This is a genomic window from Paraburkholderia bengalensis (assembly GCF_037126505.1).
GTDB classification, from domain to species: domain Bacteria; phylum Pseudomonadota; class Gammaproteobacteria; order Burkholderiales; family Burkholderiaceae; genus Paraburkholderia; species Paraburkholderia bengalensis.
The window spans coordinates 20286-41700 of sequence record NZ_JACFYJ010000006.1 but is presented as its reverse complement, the minus strand read 5'-3'; the positions used below and the strand labels follow the sequence as shown (position 1 = coordinate 41700).

The window sequence follows — 21415 nt, the reverse complement described above, 5'->3', positions numbered from 1 at the left end:
CGTTCTGAAACCGCGCCAGAACAGGCCATCGCCCCACTCATTTTCTCCTCATTCGTGCCACGCATGATGTCGTCACAGCAGCACACGACCTCGCGTCGGCGCTGAACACAGCGACACGACGCTTCACGGAATCAGGAGCCATGATGGACTTCCACCCGCCCTTCCTCATCTTCTGCGCGCTTGGCGCGAGCGTCATGATCATTTCCATCGTGCTCGCGATCGTCGCGGAAAAAGTCGACAACTGGCTCGATCGGCAAACGCAGGCATGCACCCGCCGCCGCGCGGATGTCCCTCGTCATGCCGAGGTGTCGCATCTGCTGTGAGAGCGCGCCGCGCACCGCCAACCGAGCCTGAAGGTGTCGAACACGATCACTTCATGATGCTTCGTGAGCTGCGCGAGAAAAGCGGCGTCCCAATTGGAGATCGTCGCGCGAAACCCTGTCTGCATCACGCGACACGCTGAAGCTGCGGGACGTGACCGTGGTCGGCTGGTCGATGGGCGGCGCGATCGCGGCGCACTCGCGATCGATCATCCCGCGAACGTGCAGCGCATCGTGCTGATGAGCGCGCCCGCACCCGGACGGCTCGGCGTGCCCGTCGCGCCGGGCGTCGAAGCCACGCTGTCGGGCAGTCCGGGCACGACCTTCGGCGACGTGATGAAAGTCCTGTTCCCGCCGACCGCCGTTCGGGCAGGCGCCGAATGCTTCCGCAACAACATGTTCACACCCGCCGATTACGCGTCGCCCGCCATTCCGTCCAGCGTGACGGCACGACAATCGGCGCTGCTGCGCGCATGGGCGCACGACGACGCAGCCGCCCAGGCGCTGCGCACCACCCATGTCGACGCGCTGGTCCTGGCGGGCGACGACGACGCGGCCCTGTCGACGCAAAACGCCCAGGCGCCCATATACACGCTGCCCGGTGCGCAGCAGTTGACGATTCGCGCGGCGGGCCACGCGATGATGTACCGGTATCCCGATGCGCTGGCAGCGGCGATCAACCGCTTCATCGCGCAATCGCCGGCGCGGCAGGTGGCGGAAACGGCGGACTGATTCCCGCCGGATGCTTGCGCTTTCGATGCCGCTTTCGATGCCGCTTGCGGCAGCGGTCTCGCGTGTGCCGCGCGCCATGCTGCATCGCGATGCATCGCCCTGCGTCGCGCCTGAGCCCGTGCCATACTTGCGGCTCGTCCCGGCACGCCATCCAACATAATGATCGCCCCTTCCGCTTCCATCGGCTTCAACCTCAATCCGCTCGACCGCCGCTCCGAACAACGCAACGACGAGTCCTTCATCGCGCGTCTGCGTGACGATCGCGCGGCCCGCTTTCTCGTATTCGACGGCGACGTCCCCCTGCTCAAGCGCGGCGAAAGGCACGATGCGTGGTTTCTCGCCGACGAAGCGGCCGCCTTCGGCGCGCCGCTGCAGAGCGTGTTTCTCGGCGTGGAGCGCGACGGCAGCGGGCGCTTCGCGCTCGGCTTCGCGGCGGGCCTCATGGAAGCGAAACGTCCAGCCGACAGCCAGCCCCACGACAAGCCGTTCGATCGCATCGATCTGCGCTCGATCGCGCTGCAAGGCCTCGTCGAGGAAGCGCTGCTTGGCGTGCTAGGCGAGGCCAAATCGATGCTCGACTGGCACAGGCGCCACCGTTTCTGCGCGAACTGCGGCGCGCCCAGCCGACCGGTCGCAGCGGGCTGGCAGCGTGCGTGCGATGCATGCGGCGCGCGCCATTTTCCGCGCGTGGACCCGGTCGTCATCATGCTGGCGATCGACGGCGAGCGGTGCCTGCTTGGACGCCAGCGCCAGTTCGCGCCGGGCATGTACTCGGCGCTCGCGGGTTTCGTGGAGCCGGGCGAAACCGTCGAAGACGCCGTGCGCCGCGAAGTGCTCGAAGAAGCGCGCGTGACGTGCGCGGGCGTCGTCTATTTCGCGTCGCAGCCGTGGCCGTTTCCTTCGTCGCTGATGATCGGCTGCTTCGCGAAGGCGAGCGACACGGAAATCGTGATCGACGAGACGGAACTCGAAGACGCGCGCTGGTTCAGCCGCGCCGAAGTCGCGGCGATGCTCGCGGGCACGCACCCGGACGCACTGTCGGCACCGAAGCCGTTCGCGATCGCGCACCATCTGCTGCGCGCGTATGTCGAGCATGGCGCGGCCGTGTTGAACGGCTGACACGTCGCGTCAGCGGCCGCAGCGTGACCTCATCGCGCACATACATTGCGGCCGATTTCCTCAACTGACCGAGGCGTCTGCGCGCCGCCCTGGCGTTCGCGCAGGCGGCGCGTCGTCAATGCGTCCGGACGCATTCCGCCCGCCGTCCGCGTCTCCTACCTGTACGCGAACCTTCACACGAATGAACAACCGCTCGATGCTGATGCATAGCCGCGGTCAACGCGCCAGCCACTAGCAATAGTTCTGCCAGAAACACCGACTGCGGCGACGCGATATGCGTGCTAACGCACACTACGTTCGCGCTATGCACGCTAATATTTCGTGGATCAACTTCCATGCGCGCCTGCCGTCTCGCGCGCGGTGTCTTCTGCGGCGAATTGCGCCGCCCGGTGGTCACCTATGCGCATGCAAGCCGTCCAATACGTGCTGGTTGTCGCCTGTGGGTGCGCTCCCGTCATCGACGCCAGCGCCGCCGATGCAATCGGCGTCGTCAAAACCGTCAAAGGCGCTGTTCATATCGAGCGCGCCGGGCAAAACGTCAACGTGGCTGTCGGCAGCGAAGTGCTCCCCAACGACCGCATCGTGACGGGACCGGAATCTTCCGTCGGCATCACGCTGCGCGACAACACGCTGCTCACCGAGGGCTCCAGTTCCACGCTCGAACTGAACCGCTTCGCATTCGACACCACCACGCACGACGGCGCGTTCGACGCCACGATCCGGCACGGGTCGCTCGCCGTGGTCGACGGCAAGCTTGCGAAGGCGCACCCCGAAGCGGTGCGCTTCAGCACGCCCACCACCACGCTCGGCGTGCGCGGCACCGAATTCATCATCGAGGTCGGCGGCAACGGGGAGAACGCGCGTTGATGGCCGCGGCGCGCACGTGCCGGCTGAAATGGGGCGCCGTGTGTGCCGCGCTCGCATGCGCGGCGGGATGCTCGACGCCCGACAAGGTCACACTGCTGCCCGACGCGGACGGCACGGTCGGCTCGCTGGTCGTGCGCAGCGGCAACAAGACGCAAGTGATCGACAAGCCCTACGCGACGGCGCAAATCAAGTCCGGCGGCGACATCGAACAGACGGTGAGCAGCCAGGCGAATGTCGATGCGCAATATGGCACGCTGCTTGCCGCACAGCCGCCGCGGCCGAGAACGTTCACGATCAACTTCCTGTTCGACTCCGCAACCGAACTCGCGCCGCAATCGACGGCCACGGTCCAGCAACTGAAGGCCGCCCTCGCGAGCTGGCCCGCGCCGCATCTTACCGTCGTCGGACATACCGATCTTGCGGGCTCGCAGGAATATGACGACAAGCTGTCGATGCAGCGCGCGCAGACCGTCAAGGCGTTCCTGGTCAAGGCGGGCATCCCGGCGAAGGAAATCGAAACAGCCGGGCGCGGCAAGCGCGAGCCGCTCGTGCACACGGCGGACGGCGTCCCTAATCAGATGAACCGGCGCGTTGTCATTACAATTCAATGATCGGCGCGCTTCGCCACCGCGCCTAGGTTGGACAATGCCGTGTTGCACATCGCTGTGCTGCACACGCCGCGTTGCACTTTGCCGCGTTGCACTTTTGATTAGCCGCCGCCGACATGAAACGCTTCTGCGACTCATGGGTCACTCTGATCAGGAAGCTGCTGCGAGCCGGTCAGGGCCGCCCCGTCGCGCTCGTCGTGCTGTTGGGTCTAAGCTTCGTGAATCTTTGCAGCGAATGGCCCGGCAATCTCCCGCGTCCGCCGCTGCTCGACACGGTGGAAAACATCGTGCCCGATTCGTTCGGGACCGCGCGGCAGTTGCTGTTCGATCACTATCAGCGCCGTTATCCGCGCGTGCCGTCCTCGCAGCCAGTCACGATCGTCGCGATCGACGACAAGACGCTCGCAGCCGTCGGTCAATGGCCGTGGCCGCGCAACCGGCTCGCGAACCTCGTCGATGCCATCGCAGCGCAAAAGCCGCTCGCGATCGGGCTCGACCTCTACATGCCCGAAGCCGATCAGACCTCGCCCGACAAGGTGGCCGACAATCTGCCCGCTTCCGCTGCGGCGCTTGCAACCGGCTTGCGAGCCTTGCCGAGCCACGAAGCGATTCTCGCCGACGCATTGCGCGCCACGCCTTCCGTGCTTGGCGCGGCGGCCGTCGAACACGCCGCGTTCGATACCAGCACCGACCTGCGCAGCGCGCCCATTCTCGTGCACGGCCTCGATCCCATCGACAGGGTCAAGCGCTACCGCTACGTGCTGGCGAGCCTGCCCGAATTGCAGGCCGCCGCGCACGGCCAGGCGATGCTGAACGTCGCGCTCGAAGAAGGCACGGTGCGGCGCATTCCGCTGATCCTCGGTCTCGGCGACAAGCTGGTGCCGTGCATGCCGATCGAAATGCTGCGTGTGGTCACGCGGGCGGCGGCCGTCGACGTCTTTTCGGATGCGACGGGCGTGCAGGCCGTGGGCGTCGCCGACGTGCGCGTGCCGACGCAGCCCGACGGCGACATCCTGCTGCATGTCGCGTCGATTCGCGACACGCAGCAGCGCTACGTGTCCGCGCGCGACGTCCTGCAAGGCAAAGTGGACGCGGACCGCTTTCGCAACAAGATGGTGCTCGTCGGCTTGACGGGCACGGGTCTCACCGACATGCGCACGACCGCGCTGGGCGAACTCGTGCCGGGCATCGAAATTCAGGCGCAGATCATCGAGACGATTTTCGACGGACGCTTCCTGCAGCGGCCGGTGTGGGTCAAGTGGGCAGAGACCGCGTTCGTGCTGGCGTTCGGCCTGTTGATCATCTGGTATCTGCCGCACTGCGATTCGCGCTTCGCGGCGTTCGTGCGGGCCGTGTCCAGGGCGACGGCCATCATCGGCATCGTCCTCAACCTGATGCTGTTCGCGAGCTGCCTGCTCGTATTCCGCTACTTCGGCTTGCTCATCGACGCCACGGCGATTTTCATCATTCTGTCGGCTGTGATGGGCTGCTTCTTCACGCATGCGCTGCTCGACCTCAGCGCGCAGCCCAAGCGCGATGTCCCGTTCGACACGCCCGCGCCCGCCCGCGCATCTGCTCAAGCCGATGAACCGCACGCGAACGCGCCGCCCGCGCAAACGACGCCGTCCGGGCCCGTCCAGCGCACGGAATGAGTCGCGGAGGCCCGCAACGGCGCACTCCGCGACGGATCTGCGGCCTTCAGCGATCGAGCGGTTCGTCGAGCACAGCCATCGCGCGATGGCCTGATTCCGTGTGCGCCATTTCGTCGTCGCCGAAGCTCGCGGCGCTTTCGCTAGCCATGTTCACATGGCTCTCCTGCATGTACGACGCCTGCGCGACCTGTCCGCTTTGCGATGCGGGCGCACCGACGTCCGGCCGATACCACGGCGCGGGACCGTAACCGCTCGCGAATGCGGGCGTAGCGAGAGCCGCTGAGCTGGCGGCGAGCAAAAATGCGATGATCTTCACTTTCATAAGGACTCCAATTCAATAAGCAAACGATCGCATCCGCCATGCGGACGATGTCCGTGGCGGAGCATCACGTTCGAAGTTGATGGGAACGATGTGAACGGGCCGCGCGGCGCGTTCACGACCGAACTCAGGCAGGCTCAGGCGAACAACACTTTCTCGGAGTGTGAGCAATGCTGCTGGCGCGGCGACCCGCTGATGAACGGGTCGCCGTTGTGCCCGCGGCTATCGATGCACGACATGTGCCAACGATGGCCGGCGCGTTGCACGCCGGCTTCGGATGCCTGAAAACAAAGGAGATCGCGTGCGGGCGGCAACGCCCCTGCCGCATGCGCGAGCCGCGCCCCTGTCGGTGCCTGGCCGACGTTGTTCGCCTCGGTGTGCGCCGCCGCCCAACACAGCGGACCGGCTAACTTTTATTGCGGCTCATACCATGAGTACGTCGCGAGCGTGCTCACGGGCGGATCGCCGACCTGCAGCGTAACGTCGCGATGCGAGATCAGTTCGATGCTGCGTAAATCGCCCATATATTGCCGCACGTCGCCGTTGTCGTTGATGTAGGCGACCACATTGCCTGTCACGCCCGCCACATTCGTTCGCGACAGCGTTTGGCCCCAGATGTCGAAGAACTGCCCGAGCGTGAAAGTCTTCAGGTTCGGCGTTTCGATGTGGATGATGCCCGTCGAGTCGTGCGTGTGCATCTCGTAGTTGCACTGCGACAGAATGCCGACGTTCGCGGGCAACGCGAGCCACTGGCCGTTCGCAATGATCGCGAGGTGCGGATGCACGTGATAGAGCTCGGCCATTCCCGGCGCGCAGATCAGCCCGTCAACGCCCGCGCCCGTGCCGCCCGACGACGTGTTCCCGTTCGCCCAGTGCAGCGTGCCGACCGTGCCGCCGAAATTGAGCGCCACCAGCTTCGGATCGAAAGACGGCGGATCGGTCCACGCGAAGGTCGGAATCTGTCCGAGCGGCGAGCCGACCTGGATCGTCACCTCGCCATGCGCGGGCAGCGCCAGGGCGGCGGGGTCCCCCGTGTATTGCGTGAGCTGGCCACCGTTGTTCACGTAGATCGCGACGGGCAGGCCCGTCAGGCCGGCCACATTCGATGTCGACAGTGGCTGGCCCCAGACCGCAAAGAACTGACCGAGCGTATACGACGCGCCCGAACTGGCGTCCATGCGGATCTTGCCTGACTCGTCGTCCGTATGAACGGGATACGCGCAACCCGTCTGCGCGGCCATCGTCGGTGCGACCGTGCCGATGTTCGCAGGCAGCGCGAGCGGCTTGCCATTCAGCGTGATAGTCAGATGCGAGTAGGTGTACGTGTTGCCGCGTGCGCCGCAATTCAGCCCGCTCACGGCCTGCCCGTTGCCGCCCGTTTGCGTCGATCCCGCGGGCCAGTGTTCGTCGCCGACCTGCGTGCCGTCAGCGAGAGGCGTTGCGGCCGCCAAGGTCGGCGCGCCGCCCGAACTCGCGCTCGGCGACCCCGGCGATGACCCTGACCCCGATCCGCCGCCGCCGCAACTTGCCAGCATCGAAATAGCGCCTACCGTGACGATCCTTGAAACGAGGCCGGTCGACATGTGGAACTCCGCGTGAACGTTGTTGGGCGATGCGCCGGCGCAATGCGCGGGTCATGGCATCGAAAACAGGGCAGCCCGCGTGAGGGGCGCGCGATCAACGCTTGTGTCGCGGACGGCCGACCCAGGTCTTGAGCCTTCGCATCACCGCCCAGAACGGCCCTTCGTGGGCAAGCGCGTTCGCCTGTGTATGCGGCATGCACTGCAAATCGTGCCAGTCGGTTTCCAGCGAGCGCGCGTGACCTGCTTCCGTGTAAGGCCACACCATCGCGCGCGCGCCCACGACTTGCGTGGAGGCGCCGCGTCCGGCACGCTCGAGATAGGCATTGATGGCCGATGCCTCGCGCTCGGCCGCTTCGCGTGAGGACGTGGCGACGAAGTCGTCGAGTCCTTCAAGATGAACACACCACAGGCGATCGTCCCGATCGTCATGCTCGTCCCAATGACTCTCGCGATCCGACGCGGCGCGTTCTCCACTCTCCGGCCGACCCGGTTGCGCTTGAATCGAAGACTTGTTCAACCTGCTGACATGAGTCATGAATGGCGCACCTGCTTCCCTGCGTTCGACAATGCGAGCCTCGATCGCCTCGATAAGCACACGGTCCATCTACGCTCAATACGCGTTGTGATGAAGCATGCCCTTGAAGATGGTTGCGAGGATGATTCTTACGTCCAGCCCGAAGGACCAGTTGCGAAGATAGTAGAGATCGTGTTCGACACGCCCTTCCATCTTTTCGAGGCGGTCCGTCTCGCCGCGAAATCCGTTGACCTGTGCCCAGCCCGTGATGCCAGGCTTGATGCGATAGCGATGGATATAACCCGACACGACGTGCTGATACTGGTCGTCGTGTTCGAGTGCATGCGGACGCGGGCCCACCACCGACATGTCGCCGCACAGCACGTTGAAGAATTGCGGCAGCTCATCCAGACTCGTGCGCCGCAAGAAACCGCCGACTCGGGTAATGCGCGGATCGTCGCGCTTCGCCTGTTCGAGCACGCCCGCCTTCTTTTCGTGCAGGCGCATCGTGCGGAACTTGTAGATCGTAAAGACGCGGCCATCGGCGCCCTTGCGCTGCTGCTTGAAGAAAACAGGACCACGCGAACTGAGCTTCACCGCGATCGCGCAAACGATCAGGATGGGTGAGATGGCGAGCAGCGCGCATAGCGCGAACAGTCGATCGAACAGATCTTTCTTCACCATCGCATTGGGCGGCAAGGGCGACGCGGCGAGATTGATCGTCGGCTGATCGAGCAGACTGCTGACGCTGCCTTCGAACAGCGCGAGTGCGCGCACGTCGGGCATGAAGCGGATGTTGATCAGATCATTGCGGAACTCGTCGACCAGTCTAAGGATCGCGCGCTCTTCCGTCAGCGGCAATGCAAGCCATACTTCGCCGATGTTCTGTTCGCGCACATAGCGCGCAAATTCCTTGTGTTCCGTGAAGGTCGGCACCCGCGCCTTGCAACCCGAGCCGCGCTGCAGGTCGTAGACCGCCCACGGCCGGAATCCGGATGCAGGCGCGCTGTCCATTTTTTGAATGATGTCGTTACAGTGGTCTCCGCACGCGGCGATGGCGACGCCCTGTAAATCGAGCCCCGCATTGCGCACCCTTCCCATCAGGCTATGAATGACGAGCCGGCTGACGATCAATCCGCTTCCCGACAGCGCCGTCCAGTAGACGAACCACAGTCGCGAAACAAGATCGATCCGATGCAGCGAGAACATCAAGGCCATCGCGCATCCCTGCACGATCAGCCAGCCTAACGCGATTTGCCCAGCCAGCAGGCGCTTCGAACGCCCGCGCCATGACGCATACACGCCGAACGCAGGAAATATCGCCAGCGAAAATGCCGCGGCGAATGCGACGAACGCCAGATAGAACCCGCGTTGCGACACGTCGTCGAAGCGGATTTGCGACGCGACCAGTGCGCCCGCGACGATCAACGCGACGTCGAGTAGTCTCGCCAGGAATCCCGTCAATGCTCGCATCCCAACACCTCTTTGACTACGTACATGTGCACTTTTTCTTTCGCCTTGGCGCGTCAGTTGCAGCGGCCATACTTGTCGTCGAAACGGACGATGTCGTCTTCTCCCAGATAGGCGCCCGATTGAACCTCGATGATCTGCAACGGCACGTGGCCGGGGTTCTCGAGACGGTGTTGCACGCCGATCGGAATGTAGGTCGACTGGTTCTCGGTGAGCAGGAACTGTTCGTCGCCCCGCGTCACGAGCGCCGTACCGCATACGACGATCCAATGCTCGGCGCGGTGATGGTGCATCTGCAGCGACAGCCGTCCACCTGGGCTCACGACAATCCGCTTCACCTGAAACCGCTCGCCGTGATCGATCGAATCGTAAAAGCCCCAGGGGCGCCGCACCTTGCGATGCGTGTCCGCCTCGGGTGATCTGGTTTCCCGGATGCGCGACACGAGACCCTTCACGTCCTGCACATGCGAGCGATCCGCCACGAGCACCGCGTCATCTGTTTCGACGACGACGAGGTTACTGGTCCCTACGCAAGCGACGAGCCTGCCCTGCGAACGAGCGTACGTCGACGTCGCGCCTTCGAGCAGCACGCGGCCATTGGCAACATTGCCGAATTCGTCCTTGTCCATCGCTTCCCACACGGCGTCCCACGAGCCGAGATCGGACCACCCCGCGACGAGCGGCACGACCACGCCCGCAAACGATGACCCGGGCTTGCCGAGTTGCTCCATCACGGCATAGTCGATCGAATCGGAAGGCGACTGCTCGAAGTCCGACGCGCCCGGCGCGATATGACCGTCGTCGCGTTTGCCGTTTGCGTAGGCCTGAATGCACGCTGCGTGCATGTCGGGTTGAAAGAGCTTCAACGCGGCAAGCCACACGGAAGCGCGCACCACGAACATCCCGCTATTCCACCAGTAGCCGCCCGACGCGACGTATTTCGCCGCAAGCTCGGCGGCGGGTTTTTCGACGAAGCGGTCGATACGATGCGCGCCGTCGTCAAGCCGCTCGCCAAGGCGTATGTAGCCGAAGCCCGTGTCGGGGCGCGTGGGCGGCACGCCGAGCGTGGCGATCTCGCCTTGCTGCGCGTGAACGGCTGCTACCTCGATTGCGCGATGCAGTGCCGGTATGTCGGCAATGGCATGATCGGCGGGCATGGCGACGAGAATGGGATCATCGCCTTCGACACTCGCCGCGAGCGCTGCCAGCGTCAGCGCAGGAGCCGTATCGCGCCGCGCCGGTTCGACGACGACGCATGGCTTGACGCCGCATGCGCCCGCCTGCTCGCGTGTCACATACGCATGCTCGACGCCGCACACGATCACGGGCTCTGCTGCCACGTCCCACGTTTTCGCGAAGCCATCCATGCGTCCCATGGTGGCTTGCAACAGCGACTGATCGCCGATGACATCGATGAGCTGCTTCGGATATTGCTCGCGCGACACCGGCCAAAGCCGCGTGCCCGATCCACCCGCCAGAATGACCTGCACGAGACGGGCATTTTTGGTGGTCGTGCCGGTTGTCTTCTCGCCGACAGTGCCCGCGATAGTGTGTTCTTCAGCAAATGTGGTTTGTTTGTCCACTTCAATCTCCCTGGTATTGAAGTCTGCCGCCCCCGTCACTCATGGCTGTTCAAACGGATTTCAGGGGATGCAGCAGCCGCTTTAACTCCAGGCACGTTGCGCACGAGCGTTGGATACGTCAGCGCAATGGAGTGCTGGAAGCAGATTGCATCGGCTGCGAATGTCGTTGACGGCGAAACATCCGCCCGCTCACGACTCGCACACCATGCAAGATGATGAAAAAAGATCGAAACAACGATGCCGGGAATGCGAGCATCATTCGCGAACTATCATGCGAACAATCATTCGGCACCGCGCCTGTCGATTCAAGCTCTGAACTGATGATAGCGACGTGACGCTGCGCGACGATATTCGTGGCGCAAACGGTTGATGTTATGGCCGGTCACGCTGATGCTTTAGGAACGTCCGCTAACGAATGCTGGCTGTTTATTTTTCGTTGCAATTTCCGCATGGGAATCAAAGGCCATCCATGGTAATTTTCATGTAGAAGATGTTCTCTGCGTGGCTTCTGCGTAACCTCCGCGTGACATGTGAAGCCAGCATGCATGCGCCAATTTCCCGGCTTTATGCGGCGCCTTGCACACTGATCTCCGGATACAGGAACATCACACTTCAAAGGCAGGTCGCAATTCCTTTCCGGACCAACGGTCGTGCGATCGGAGGCCCGCCGCACCTGAATCACGCGCGTGCGTCATTCCGCGCCGCTTCGCCAGCTGCTTCATCTGCATGACGCACACCTGGACTTCACGAGAGCTGACATGGCTTATATATCGGTATTTGCGCTATTTCTGACCGTCACCAATCTGGTGCCCGTTAGCGCAGTGGGATTCTTGCCGATCATTCTTTGCGCATGGCGCTTTTTCGGCAGAAGCTACCCGTCGTTCATCGCGCCGTTGACAGCTTTGACCTTATTGATTCTGGTCTCGACGCTGCTCTACGATCCGCATTCACTGACCCAATTCGACTTTTATCGTCGGGACGGCAACTACTTCATTTCGTATGCGCCTATTTTCGCGGGCTGTCTCTACGCGCATCGCTGGGACATGAACAAGCTGTTACGCGCCTTTTTCGTGTTCGCGGTAGTCGTCAACATTCCGCCTTACGCGTTGTATCTCGTACAGAATGGCCTGCTCAGTATCTTCAAACATCCAGACGATAGCTTCGGTAGCTTCTTCATCGCGCGTAATGCGGCAGGCGGTTTCCTCGCCATGCTGTTCTGCCTGGGCGTCGCCTGCTATCTGCAGCAGCGCAGCCGTATCGTGCTCGCGCTGATCGCGTTGTGCGGCCTGATGCTCTTTTCCACCTACAGCCGCGGCTCTTTGCTGGGCGCGCTAGCCGTTCTTCCCTATCTGTACTTCGGGCGCAAGCGCCTGATTCTCGCGTCGCTGATTGCCTGCCTGCTGGTCGGATCGCTCGCCATGGCGATGTACCACGTGCGGCCCAACGTAGACTACATGGGCTACACGTTCACCATCCAGAATTCGGACGCCAAGGTGGCGAACCTCGACATACGTTATGAATGGCTGTGGCCGCGCGCGCTCACTTATTTCCGCCAGAGCCCGATTGTCGGGATGGGATTCGGTTCTTTCGACGACCAGATCCGCAACGTCACGTCGTACTTCGGCTTGCTCGGCATACCGTCCGATATCGTCGTCGAACATAGCGACTCGCACGCGCACAATTCATATCTGAACTTCCTCGCGGAACTCGGCATCGTCGGGCTGACGCTGCTGCTGAGTTTTTACTGGAAGCTGATCAAGTGGAGCCAGAATGGCGCCGCGCGCAGCGCGTTGATGGAGCACGGCAGAAACTTCGCCGCGTACCGGTTCGTCGAGATTTCATCGGTGTGCCTGCTGGTGATGGCCGCGACGGAACATCGTCTGGTCTCGCCGTCCAATGTGCTGATTCTTTCCCTCGTCATTTCGCTGCTGCTGGCGTCGCGCCCGGTGCGCGTTGCCAAGCCCGAACCGGCGCGCAACGCGTTCCGCGTGCAGCCGCCGTATCGACATCACGCTCCGACCTATCCGGCGGCCACGGGACGTAACACATCCATCCCGTGACGCCCGCGACAATGAGGTGAACAACCCCACATGTGGACTCTTTACTCGAATGTAGGCGACGCTGCCGTCACACTGCCCGTGGCGACGGTGTGTGCAATCTGGATTGCGAAGACCGATCTGCGCCTCGCGCTTCGCTGGGTCGTCACGTTAGGCTGCGGCATGCTGCTGGTCGGCGCGACAAAGATTCTCTACTACTCATACGGCGTATCCATTCCGTTCGCACATTTTCGCGTCATCAGCGGGCACACGACGCTTTCCACTGCGGTATGGGCCGTGGCGATCGCGCTGCAATTGAGGTGGTGGCGGCAGCCGGCATTCCCAGGCATCGTCGCTGGCTTGCTGCTCGGTGCGTTGACGGGTGCGTCCCGTGTGCACGGACACTCGCATTCGATATCCGAAGTCACATTGGGCTGGATAGTCGGCACCATCGCCGCCGTGAGCTTCCTGCGGGTGGCGCTGCGGATGCCATTGCAGCCGTTTCAGCCGTTTCTGCCCGTGTGGTCGACGCTCTCCCTGATCGCCGTTGCCGTCTTGACCTATGGGCACACCGCGCCGTTTCAGGATCTCATCGAGGAAAAGTCCGTGACGTTGCGCGAACACACGCCCCGTCTCGCCTGCGTGCTCTCACGCGGGCGCATTCCGCTGCACATACATGGCATTGAGGGTGGCCGTGGTCCGCACTGAAGGCGGCACGGCAGGAACGCGGATCACGCCTTAAGAAAACGTACTGCGAAGTACGCCGGCGCTCCCGCGCGATCAAACGATCAGATGGCGGTCTTCTTCCAACGCCGATTCCTCTTCGTGAATCGGATAAGGAAGGGTGCGGTCGAAGAGGCTGCCAGGCATGCGCGCGTCGATGAACGACGTCAATGCCGCCTTGAATCGTTCCGACGAGAACCGCTCGGCGTTCTTGCGGCACTGGCGCGCATCGAACAAACCCGGATACTGTTCGAAGCGCTGCAAAGCCTCGAGTAGCGACTCCGTCGTCTGCTCCTCGAAGAACACACCTGTCGGCCGTTCACGCGGCAAGCCAAGCACCGATTCGAGCGCACCGCCCCGGCCGAACGCGACGACGGGCGTGCCGCAAGCCTGCGCCTCGACCACGGAGATGCCGAAGTCCTCCTCGGCGGCAAACACGAATGCGCGAGCACGCTGCAGATGATCGACCAGCACGTCGAACGGCTGGTGGCCGAGAATCGTCACGTTATCGCCGGCGGCTGCCTTGACCTTTTTCATGTCGGGCCCGTCGCCGATCACGACGAGACGCCGCTCAGGTGTTTGCGAAAACGCCTTGACGATCAGATCGATACGCTTGTACGGTACCATGCGCGATGCAGTGACATAGAAGTCGTCCTTGCTCTCGCGCATCGGCAGATGATTCAGATCGACGGGCGGATAAATGACGGTCGCGTCGCGCTGATAAGCCTTCTTGATCCGGCGCGCGATGAACTTCGAGTTCGCGACGAGATGATCGACGCCATTCGCCGAACGCGAATCCCAGCCGCGGATGTAATGCAGCAGCACGCGCGCCATTGCCGATTTGACGCCCGCCGTGAGGTGCGATTCTCTCAGGTACTGATGCTGAAGATCCCACGCATAGCGGATCGGCGAATGCACATAGCTCACGTGCATCTGGTTCGGCCCGGTCAGCACGCCCTTGGCGACGGCGTGCGAACTCGAAATGACGAGATCATAGCCGGAGAGGTCGAGCTGTTCGATCGCAATCGGCATCAACGGCAAATACGAGCGATAGCGTTTGCGCGCAAACGGCAGACGCTGAATGAACGACGTGTTCACCGCTTTGCCTTTGATGCACGATCGGTCTTCCATGAAATCGACGAGCGAATACAGGTCCGCGTTCGGAAAGCACTCGATGATGTTCTGCAGTACTTTCTCCGCGCCCCCCGTTACCACTAGCCAGTCGTGAACAATCGCAACTTTCACTGTGACCTCCATTTGCTCATCCGATCCATTCTTACTTCCCCACCCCGCGCCAACCATCGGCGTTCGAGTCCGTCGCGTTCATGCGCGAAGGAACGTTTTGTCGCCGCCACGGCATCTCGTGATTGCTTGTTCTGCATCACTCGTCCTTGCCCGCGCCCGCCTGCCCTCTGACGCCCCACGCAACTCTTGCCATTGCAATCGCGCGTCCCGCGCCCGGCAACAGCGTAATGAGCTCCAGCTTGAACATGAGAAACAGCAGCGTGACGGACAACGAAAGCTCACCGAATACACGAGCGAACGCCATGCCTTCTGCGCCGAAACGCGGCGCGAGCCAGAGCGCTGCGAGCAGATTGGCGGCGCCGGACGCCGCGCCCGCGATCGCGAGCAGCTTGTCCTTGCGGCGCGGCACGAACACGTAGAACGCCGCGAACTCGTTGAAGGCGGCAAACGGAAACATCCATGCGAAGCACTGCAATACGCGCGCGCTCGGTCCGAATGCTTCGCCGAGGATCAACGGCATGACGATCGGCGAAAGCGCCAATGCGCCGCAGAACACGAGCAGTCCGTAACCGAGCAGCAGCATCGCGCCGTGCCGGGTCGTCGCATGCGCGCCCGCCTTGTCGCCCTGCGCGAGCTGGCGTGAAATGGTCGGAATAAACACTTGCGACGCGGGCCCCATCAGGCTCAATCCGATCGTCGCAAAGCGCTCGGCGGCGCCGAAGTAGCCGACCTGCGCGGGCGTTGACAGCAGCGTGAGCAGATACGTCGACGATGCCGTGAGCACCACCGATCCCGACGAATAGCAAAAAAGCATCGTCGAGCCCTTCAGCAGCGGCACGATACCCTCAGTCGAAAGGCGCGGCCATCCTATCTGCCAGGTTGCAAGGCCGTATGAAATGGCGAGCGAAAGCACACCCGCCGTGAGCAGGCTGGCGACGACCCACACCGAATCCGCCGGCCCTCTGACCAGACTGAGCACGAGCACGAGACTCACGGCAAAGCCGAACACCTCGATCATGATCGGCGTGCGGAAGTGGTGCCGGCCCTGATAGAGCCAGCCCAGATTCAACGCGGACACGATGCCGAGCGTCGTCGCGAGAAGGCCGATCAGCGGCCGCTCGGATAATGTGGGCGAGCAATACGTCGCGATGACGCCGATCGACCCGCCTATTACAGCGAGCAACAGCCTTGCGCTGAGATGCTGCGAGTGAATGGCGTTACATTCGCGCGGGTTCTGCGCCTTCGATATTTCGCGCATGCCGACAAACGTGAAGCCATAGCTCGTCAGCATCCAGATCACGTTCATCAGCGACATCGCTGCCAGAACGCGTCCGTATTCGGAGACGCCAAGCACGCGACCGTAGAACGGCACGACAATGATGAGATACACGTATCTCATCAGATATCCGCCGTAGACGAATGCGATGACGTTAGCGCTCTTCTTACCGTTCATTCCCACCTCTTCGATTGCCGCAACTCATGTCGTGCCCGTTATTGCTCGACCGTTCCGCGACGCGCAAGCGGATTGGTGATGTATCGAATCACGAAGTCGGAAAGAGGCGAATACGGCAACAGGCAAAGGCTCGACAGAAAAAGTGTCCCGGCCTTCTTTTTCAGGCTCCAGAACGGATTCGCAACGATGGAGTGCAGATAGGCGCGGGATTCGTTCAGCATCCAGCGCCAGCGCGCGCCTACGGGCGCCTGATAGAGACTCGAACCGAAATAGGCCTTCTCGTGCGCGAAATCGTGGAAAGCCGACGGCAGTTCGAGATTCAGACGCTCGTGCGCGATATCACGCAACGTCGCCCATCTTTCCCTGAATGCCTTCGGCGCCTTGGTGATCTGCTCGGAGTTCGCGAACGACACGCTGGGCGTCGTCGAACGATGCACGCGATACGCGCCGAGCGATCGCGAAATCGTCGCGACGGACCCCGTCAACGCCGCACCGTAGATCGCGTAGAAATCCGCGCCGTAGCGATTGATGCCGCTCTCCGGCACGGGGAAAACCCGCTTCAACGCGCCCACCCGATAGGCATTGCCCGATGCGGGCGGCGACGGATACAGCCAGCCCTTCTTGAGCAAACTCGCGCAATCGGCGGGCGGTTCGGTGTTCGGAACGTACGCACCCGTCAGATTGCCCGCATCGTCGACGACATCGAGTCGAAATTGCACCTTTGCTACGCCGTGTTGCTCGAACTGGCGCATCACCTCCGAAACCGTTCCCGGATACAGCACGTCGTCAGAGTCGAGGAAGATCGCGAATTCCGTATCCAGAATCTCCACGCCAAGGTTGTAGGCGGACACCTGGCCGCCGTTCTCCTTGAACACGGGCTCGATGCGAGATCCGTACGATTCGATGATCTCCCGCGACCGGTCCGTCGATCCGTCGTCGATCACGATCACGCGCGTGCCCGGATAGTCTTGCGCCAACGCGGAGTCGATTGCCTCCGCGATGAAGCGTTCGTAGTTGTAGTTGCAAATGACGATGGCGATCTGCTTCATAGGATCCGACGCAATGGATAAATTCAATGGTGCTCCACGCACTACTCAGCTTGTCGATGCACGCGGCGACAGTTGCGCCACGTGTTCGCTCTCGTTGCCGTACAGAACATCGAGCAGCTTCTTGGCCGACCGATCCCACCGATACTCGCGCGCATGCGCGATGCCTCTCTCGCGGTACTCCTGCCGCAGCGAGCGGACACTCATCATCTGCGAGATCTTTTCGGCAATGTCCTGCGCGGAAGTGGCATCGCAATACATTGCGGCGTCGCCGCACGCTTCGGGAATCGACGTACGCGTCGATGCGATAACAGGGCATCCGCAATACATCGCTTCGAGCGGCGGCAGCCCGAAACCCTCATAGAGCGACGGAAACACCAGACAGCCCGCGCGCTCGTAAAGCGCCTTCAATTCACCGTCCGACACAAAACCGGCCCACACGATCTGTCTCGAACGCGACATCGCGTCGAGCCCTTCGCTCGCGAATATCCGCTGGTTCCTGCCGCCGACGATCACGAAGCGGACCTCGCGCAAATGACTCAGGCTCTCAATCGCCTCCAGTACGCGCTGAAGGTTCTTGCGTGGATCGAGACTGCCGACGATCACGCAATACGCGTCGTCCTTCAACTGCAGGCGATCCATCACGCCGTAGTCGGGTATGACGCGATCGAGATGATCGGCGCCGGGCGGAATGACCGCGACGCGCGATTCGTCGATCTTCAGGTGATGGCAGATGCGGCGCTTCGAAAACGCCGAGACGGTCAGCACCGTCGGCTCCATGCGCGGAAGAACCGAAAACAGCAGCCGGTACCACAGCAGGAATTTCTTCGAGAAGCCATGCGGCACGTCGTACACGGCCATGTCGTGCACCATGACCACCTGCCTGCGCATCAGAAGCGGTGTCGTGTTGCACAGGTTCACAAGCGTCTTGCCTCTCGCCGCAATCGGCAGCGTGATCTGCTCCCACAGCGTGCCGCGCAGCCACGGAAAACGGCGCTGCCGCTTTAGCGATGCGCCCGGCTCCCTCGCGTCTTGCGGCACGAAAATCTCCAGTTCGTCGCCTGGGCTTTCGCGCAATTGCATTGCTCTCGTCAATTCGTACGCAACCCTTTGAACGCCTGTAATGGGTTGCGAGGTGAATTTTCCGTTGATCGCGAATGCCATGTATTTCTCCGCCTGACCAGATTGCACGTGTGCCGGTGTTCTTGACTTGCTGAGCGCAGTGTTGGCGCACAACGTTCTGCTATGAACTGGCCGCTTCGACGTCGCCGAAGTCGCTCGCATAGTTGGTCGCGTAGCCGTAATTGCGCGTGCTGCGGCGTAGCGGTATGCCATTGAAGACAGCGCCCGCAACACGGCCGCCCGCGCGCTCGATCTTCTTGATCGTGTCGGCGATCTCTTCTTCCGATTGCATGCCGGAGCGCAACACGAGGAACGACGAGCCTGCTTCGTTCGCGATGATCGAGGCGTCGGTGACGGCGAGGAACGGCGGCGTATCGACGATCACCAGATCGAAGTGGTTGCCCAGACGCTGGAGTATTTCCCTGAATCGAGGCCGCGTAAGCAATGCAGCCGGATTTTCCGGACGCGTGCCGCAAGACATGAACGTCACGCCTTCCACGCCCACATGACGCAGCGCATCGCGCAGCGGAAGCCGCTCGGAGAGCACTTCCGACAGCCCGCCGCGATTGCTCTGGCTGAAGAATGCTGCGAGGTGGCCGCGACGCATGTCGGCGTCGATCAGCGCGACGCGCGCGCCCGCTTCCGCGTGCAAAGTGGCCAGATTCGCGGCCACGAAGCTCTTGCCCGCCGACGTCGTCGGCCCGGTGATCATCACGATGTTGTTGCGCGTGTGCGCCAGATCGCGCGCCATTGCCGTGCGGACCGCACGCAGCGCCTCCACCGATGCATCGTGCGGAAAGCGCTGGGCGAGAATCTTGTTGCCGCTCGTCCCAAACGACGGATCGATCTTCTCGCCGTTGCCCGTCAACTCCGGCGCGTCGGCGCCGCGCGGCACGGCGGGCGTATTCCGGTTGCCGCCTTGCAGCGGCGTGCGGGCAGCGGCAGGCAGGCTGCGATCCAGCATCGACTGCTGATGACTGAACAGCACTTCGCCGACGACAGGCACGCTCAAACGGCGCTCCACGTAACGCGGGTCCGTGACGCCCACCAGCACGTGACGGCGCATGAACACGATGAAGATGCCCGCGACGAAACCGAGCACGGCGCCGCCGGGCAATACGATCAGCGGATCGGGCTTGACGGGTCGATGCGGCCTGACGGCTTCGTCGAGAACGTGCGCGCCGCCCGTCGTGCTTGCGCGGCGCACTGTCAGTTGCTCGGCCTTTTGCACCATACCCATGTAGACCGTTTCCGCGACCTTCTGCGCGCGAATCAGATCGACGCTCTCGCGTTCCGATGCAGGCATGCCCGAGAAGCGGTTATCGAATTGCGACTTCGCGTTCTTCAACTGTGCCAGTTGCGTGTCGATGCTCTGGATCCACCGGCTTTGCGGCGCGTATTTGTCCAGCAATTGCGTGCGCTGCAGTTCCAGACTCGCGATCTGCTTGTCGAGATCGAGTCCGCCTTGCAGGTAGGACTGCGCTTCCGCCGTCGGCTGCATCGAATTGGCCTTGGCCCGGTACGTCTTCAACGCTTCTTCGGATTTGCGCAAGTCGGTCAGCAGACGCGGCAATTCGCCCTTGATGAAGTTGAGCGTCTGCGTGTCGTTCAACTGACGGCTCGCGATGGCGGACGCCAGATATTGCTGCGCGAGCGCATTGGCGACTTCAGCGGCCTTGGCAGGATTTTTGTCCGCATACTCGATCTCGATCAGTCCCGAATCCTTGACCTTGTCGGTGATCTTGATCGAATCCATGAAGCGCTTGGTCGCATCTACCGCGTTCCAGCGAATCACCTCGAAGCGCGTGCCCGGACGCGCCGCGAGCCGGTCTATCTGCGCCGAAATGCCGTTGCCTGTGACGGGCTTGCCCACCTCGCCCTTCAACAGCAATTCGCCCGAGGGACCGAGCAGTTCATATGCGCCGCCGTCGAGCGCGACGAGACTCAGCTTCTCTTCTTCGAGGTTCGGCGGCACATTCAGATAGCCGAACTTGACCACCTCGCCGCCCCACGCGAAGGACTTCAGCCCCAACCACGCACCATTCGGCTGGCCTGGCGTCGCGAACTTGTCCGCGATGTCGCCAAGAATCGGAATCGTGCGAGGTTTGACCGATATGTCGAAGCGGTAGCGGTCGATCACGGGATCGAGAACCGAACGGCTGCGCATCACTCCCATTTCCGTGCTCGGCGAAGGCGATGGGGGCGGGAGCGTCTCCTGGTTCTGAAGCGCAAGGCCCAGTGCATTCGGCTCAGGCGGATCGACACGCACCAGAACATCGGCGGAATAGATGGGGGAGGCGATGAGCTGATACGCGACCGCAAGAAGAAATACGACCACCGTGGCGGCTACGATTTCCCAGATGTGGTCCCGCATCAGGTTGAGCATCTCACGAGCGCTGAGTTGCCCGCGCTCGACCTCGGGGGCAACAGGTAGCGAGTTCGAGGGGTAATAATCCACGGGAGTCATCCTTTGACGTTCGGTTGCTCGGGCACGCTGCGGAACTGCTGAATACACGCGTCCACGGCGGTCGAAACCGCCGGGAGAATCGCGACAGAAGTTCGTCAGCCGCGCGCGGGCCGATGGTTTAAGGGACGGCTGGCAATAGCGACCCACGCGGCGTGCAGTAGCCGATGGTCGCCAGATGCCCTGTCAGAACATGAGGACGGAAGAGCAAGCAGCTAGCGTGTTTTACTCATACGCGGTCCTTTTTCCGGCGTCGACGATTGCTTGGGACTCGACGGTCTCCGTGCCAGAAGAGACCTCATCAGTCGAGCATGCGTTATTCCCGCTTGCCCGAATACCTTCATTGGCGCTTCCATGTCGTCTGCGAATCGCTCGAGAGCGACCGTAAATTCCGATGAAAAAGCGCATCTGGTCCCGCAAATCGGCGATCGAATGATGTTGCGATGAAGCATAGCGGCGCAGAAATAAAATTAGTACAAACCCGGCTTAAATTCGGGTGCTAATGGCCGATATCGTGGAACACGTTACATGGCGTGACTGACAGGGAAAGAGTTGTTGC

Annotated in this window: 18 protein-coding genes; 8 read left to right on the top strand and 10 right to left on the bottom strand. The window is 62.3% G+C overall.

Annotated elements, in window-relative coordinates; translation table 11 throughout:
• Positions 1 to 140 precede the first annotated feature (140 nt).
• From H3V53_RS05660 to H3V53_RS05635, 6 genes are all read left to right on the top strand, one after another.
• A complete protein-coding gene (locus H3V53_RS05660; RefSeq protein WP_336597110.1) occupies positions 141 to 323 on the top strand; it encodes a hypothetical protein in 183 nt (60 codons plus the stop codon).
• Between the two features lie 93 nt (positions 324 to 416).
• The gene (locus tag H3V53_RS05655; protein ID WP_336597109.1) at positions 417 to 1052 is read left to right on the top strand and encodes an alpha/beta fold hydrolase; all 636 of its coding nucleotides are present in this window, start codon (positions 417 to 419) and stop codon (positions 1050 to 1052) included.
• Positions 1053 to 1211: 159 nt separating this feature from the next.
• Positions 1212 to 2171 carry an NAD(+) diphosphatase gene (gene nudC / locus H3V53_RS05650; RefSeq protein WP_336597108.1) on the top strand — a complete coding sequence of 320 codons (960 nt, stop codon included), beginning with the start codon at positions 1212 to 1214 and terminating at the stop codon, positions 2169 to 2171.
• A gap of 399 nt (positions 2172 to 2570) precedes the next feature.
• Positions 2571 to 3038 carry a FecR family protein gene (locus H3V53_RS05645; protein ID WP_336597107.1) on the top strand — a complete coding sequence of 156 codons (468 nt, stop codon included), beginning with the start codon at positions 2571 to 2573 and terminating at the stop codon, positions 3036 to 3038.
• Entirely contained in the window at positions 3038 to 3649 is a 612-nt protein-coding gene (locus H3V53_RS05640) for an OmpA family protein (protein ID WP_336597106.1), read from the top strand. The genes H3V53_RS05645 and H3V53_RS05640 overlap by 1 nt, the downstream gene beginning before the upstream one ends.
• Before the next feature lie 113 nt (positions 3650 to 3762).
• Positions 3763 to 5298: a CHASE2 domain-containing protein gene (locus H3V53_RS05635; protein WP_336597105.1), complete on the top strand. Its 1536-nt coding sequence runs from the start codon at positions 3763 to 3765 to the stop codon at positions 5296 to 5298.
• A gap of 46 nt (positions 5299 to 5344) precedes the next feature.
• Here the strand turns inward: H3V53_RS05635 and H3V53_RS05630 are convergent, their stop codons facing one another.
• From H3V53_RS05630 to H3V53_RS05610, 5 genes are all read right to left on the bottom strand, one after another.
• Positions 5345 to 5620: a hypothetical protein gene (locus H3V53_RS05630; protein WP_336597104.1), complete on the bottom strand. Its 276-nt coding sequence runs from the start codon at positions 5618 to 5620 to the stop codon at positions 5345 to 5347.
• A 410-nt stretch (positions 5621 to 6030) separates the two neighbouring features.
• Entirely contained in the window at positions 6031 to 7200 is a 1170-nt protein-coding gene (locus H3V53_RS05625) for a hypothetical protein (protein ID WP_336597103.1), read from the bottom strand.
• 94 nt (positions 7201 to 7294) lie between these two features.
• Complete coding sequence (locus tag H3V53_RS05620; RefSeq protein WP_336597102.1) at positions 7295 to 7735, bottom strand: hypothetical protein; 441 nt, start codon at positions 7733 to 7735, stop codon at positions 7295 to 7297.
• Between the two features lie 75 nt (positions 7736 to 7810).
• The gene (locus H3V53_RS05615) at positions 7811 to 9187 is read right to left on the bottom strand and encodes an undecaprenyl-phosphate glucose phosphotransferase (RefSeq protein ID WP_336597101.1); all 1377 of its coding nucleotides are present in this window, start codon (positions 9185 to 9187) and stop codon (positions 7811 to 7813) included.
• A gap of 53 nt (positions 9188 to 9240) precedes the next feature.
• On the bottom strand, positions 9241 to 10731 hold the full coding sequence (locus H3V53_RS05610; protein ID WP_336597251.1) for a mannose-1-phosphate guanylyltransferase/mannose-6-phosphate isomerase: 1491 nt from the start codon (positions 10729 to 10731) through the stop codon (positions 9241 to 9243).
• A 794-nt stretch (positions 10732 to 11525) separates the two neighbouring features.
• Here H3V53_RS05610 and H3V53_RS05605 point away from each other — a divergent pair.
• Together H3V53_RS05605 and H3V53_RS05600 are read left to right on the top strand one after the other, a co-directional pair.
• The gene (locus tag H3V53_RS05605; protein ID WP_336597100.1) at positions 11526 to 12827 is read left to right on the top strand and encodes an O-antigen ligase family protein; all 1302 of its coding nucleotides are present in this window, start codon (positions 11526 to 11528) and stop codon (positions 12825 to 12827) included.
• A gap of 30 nt (positions 12828 to 12857) precedes the next feature.
• Positions 12858 to 13511 carry a phosphatase PAP2 family protein gene (locus tag H3V53_RS05600; protein WP_336597099.1) on the top strand — a complete coding sequence of 218 codons (654 nt, stop codon included), beginning with the start codon at positions 12858 to 12860 and terminating at the stop codon, positions 13509 to 13511.
• Between the two features lie 72 nt (positions 13512 to 13583).
• On the opposite strand, the gene H3V53_RS05595 is transcribed toward H3V53_RS05600, so the two are convergent.
• From H3V53_RS05595 to H3V53_RS05575, 5 genes are all read right to left on the bottom strand, one after another.
• A complete protein-coding gene (locus H3V53_RS05595) occupies positions 13584 to 14771 on the bottom strand; it encodes a glycosyltransferase (protein WP_054920384.1) in 1188 nt (395 codons plus the stop codon).
• Between the two features lie 136 nt (positions 14772 to 14907).
• Entirely contained in the window at positions 14908 to 16224 is a 1317-nt protein-coding gene (locus H3V53_RS05590; RefSeq protein WP_336597098.1) for a lipopolysaccharide biosynthesis protein, read from the bottom strand.
• 38 nt (positions 16225 to 16262) lie between these two features.
• On the bottom strand, positions 16263 to 17273 hold the full coding sequence (locus H3V53_RS05585; protein WP_336597097.1) for a glycosyltransferase family 2 protein: 1011 nt from the start codon (positions 17271 to 17273) through the stop codon (positions 16263 to 16265).
• Between the two features lie 45 nt (positions 17274 to 17318).
• Positions 17319 to 18434, bottom strand: a complete 1116-nt coding sequence (locus tag H3V53_RS05580; RefSeq protein ID WP_336597096.1) for a glycosyltransferase family 4 protein — start codon at positions 18432 to 18434, stop codon at positions 17319 to 17321.
• A gap of 79 nt (positions 18435 to 18513) precedes the next feature.
• On the bottom strand, positions 18514 to 20859 hold the full coding sequence (locus H3V53_RS05575) for a polysaccharide biosynthesis tyrosine autokinase (RefSeq protein WP_336597095.1): 2346 nt from the start codon (positions 20857 to 20859) through the stop codon (positions 18514 to 18516).
• Between the last annotated feature and the right edge of the window lie 556 nt (positions 20860 to 21415).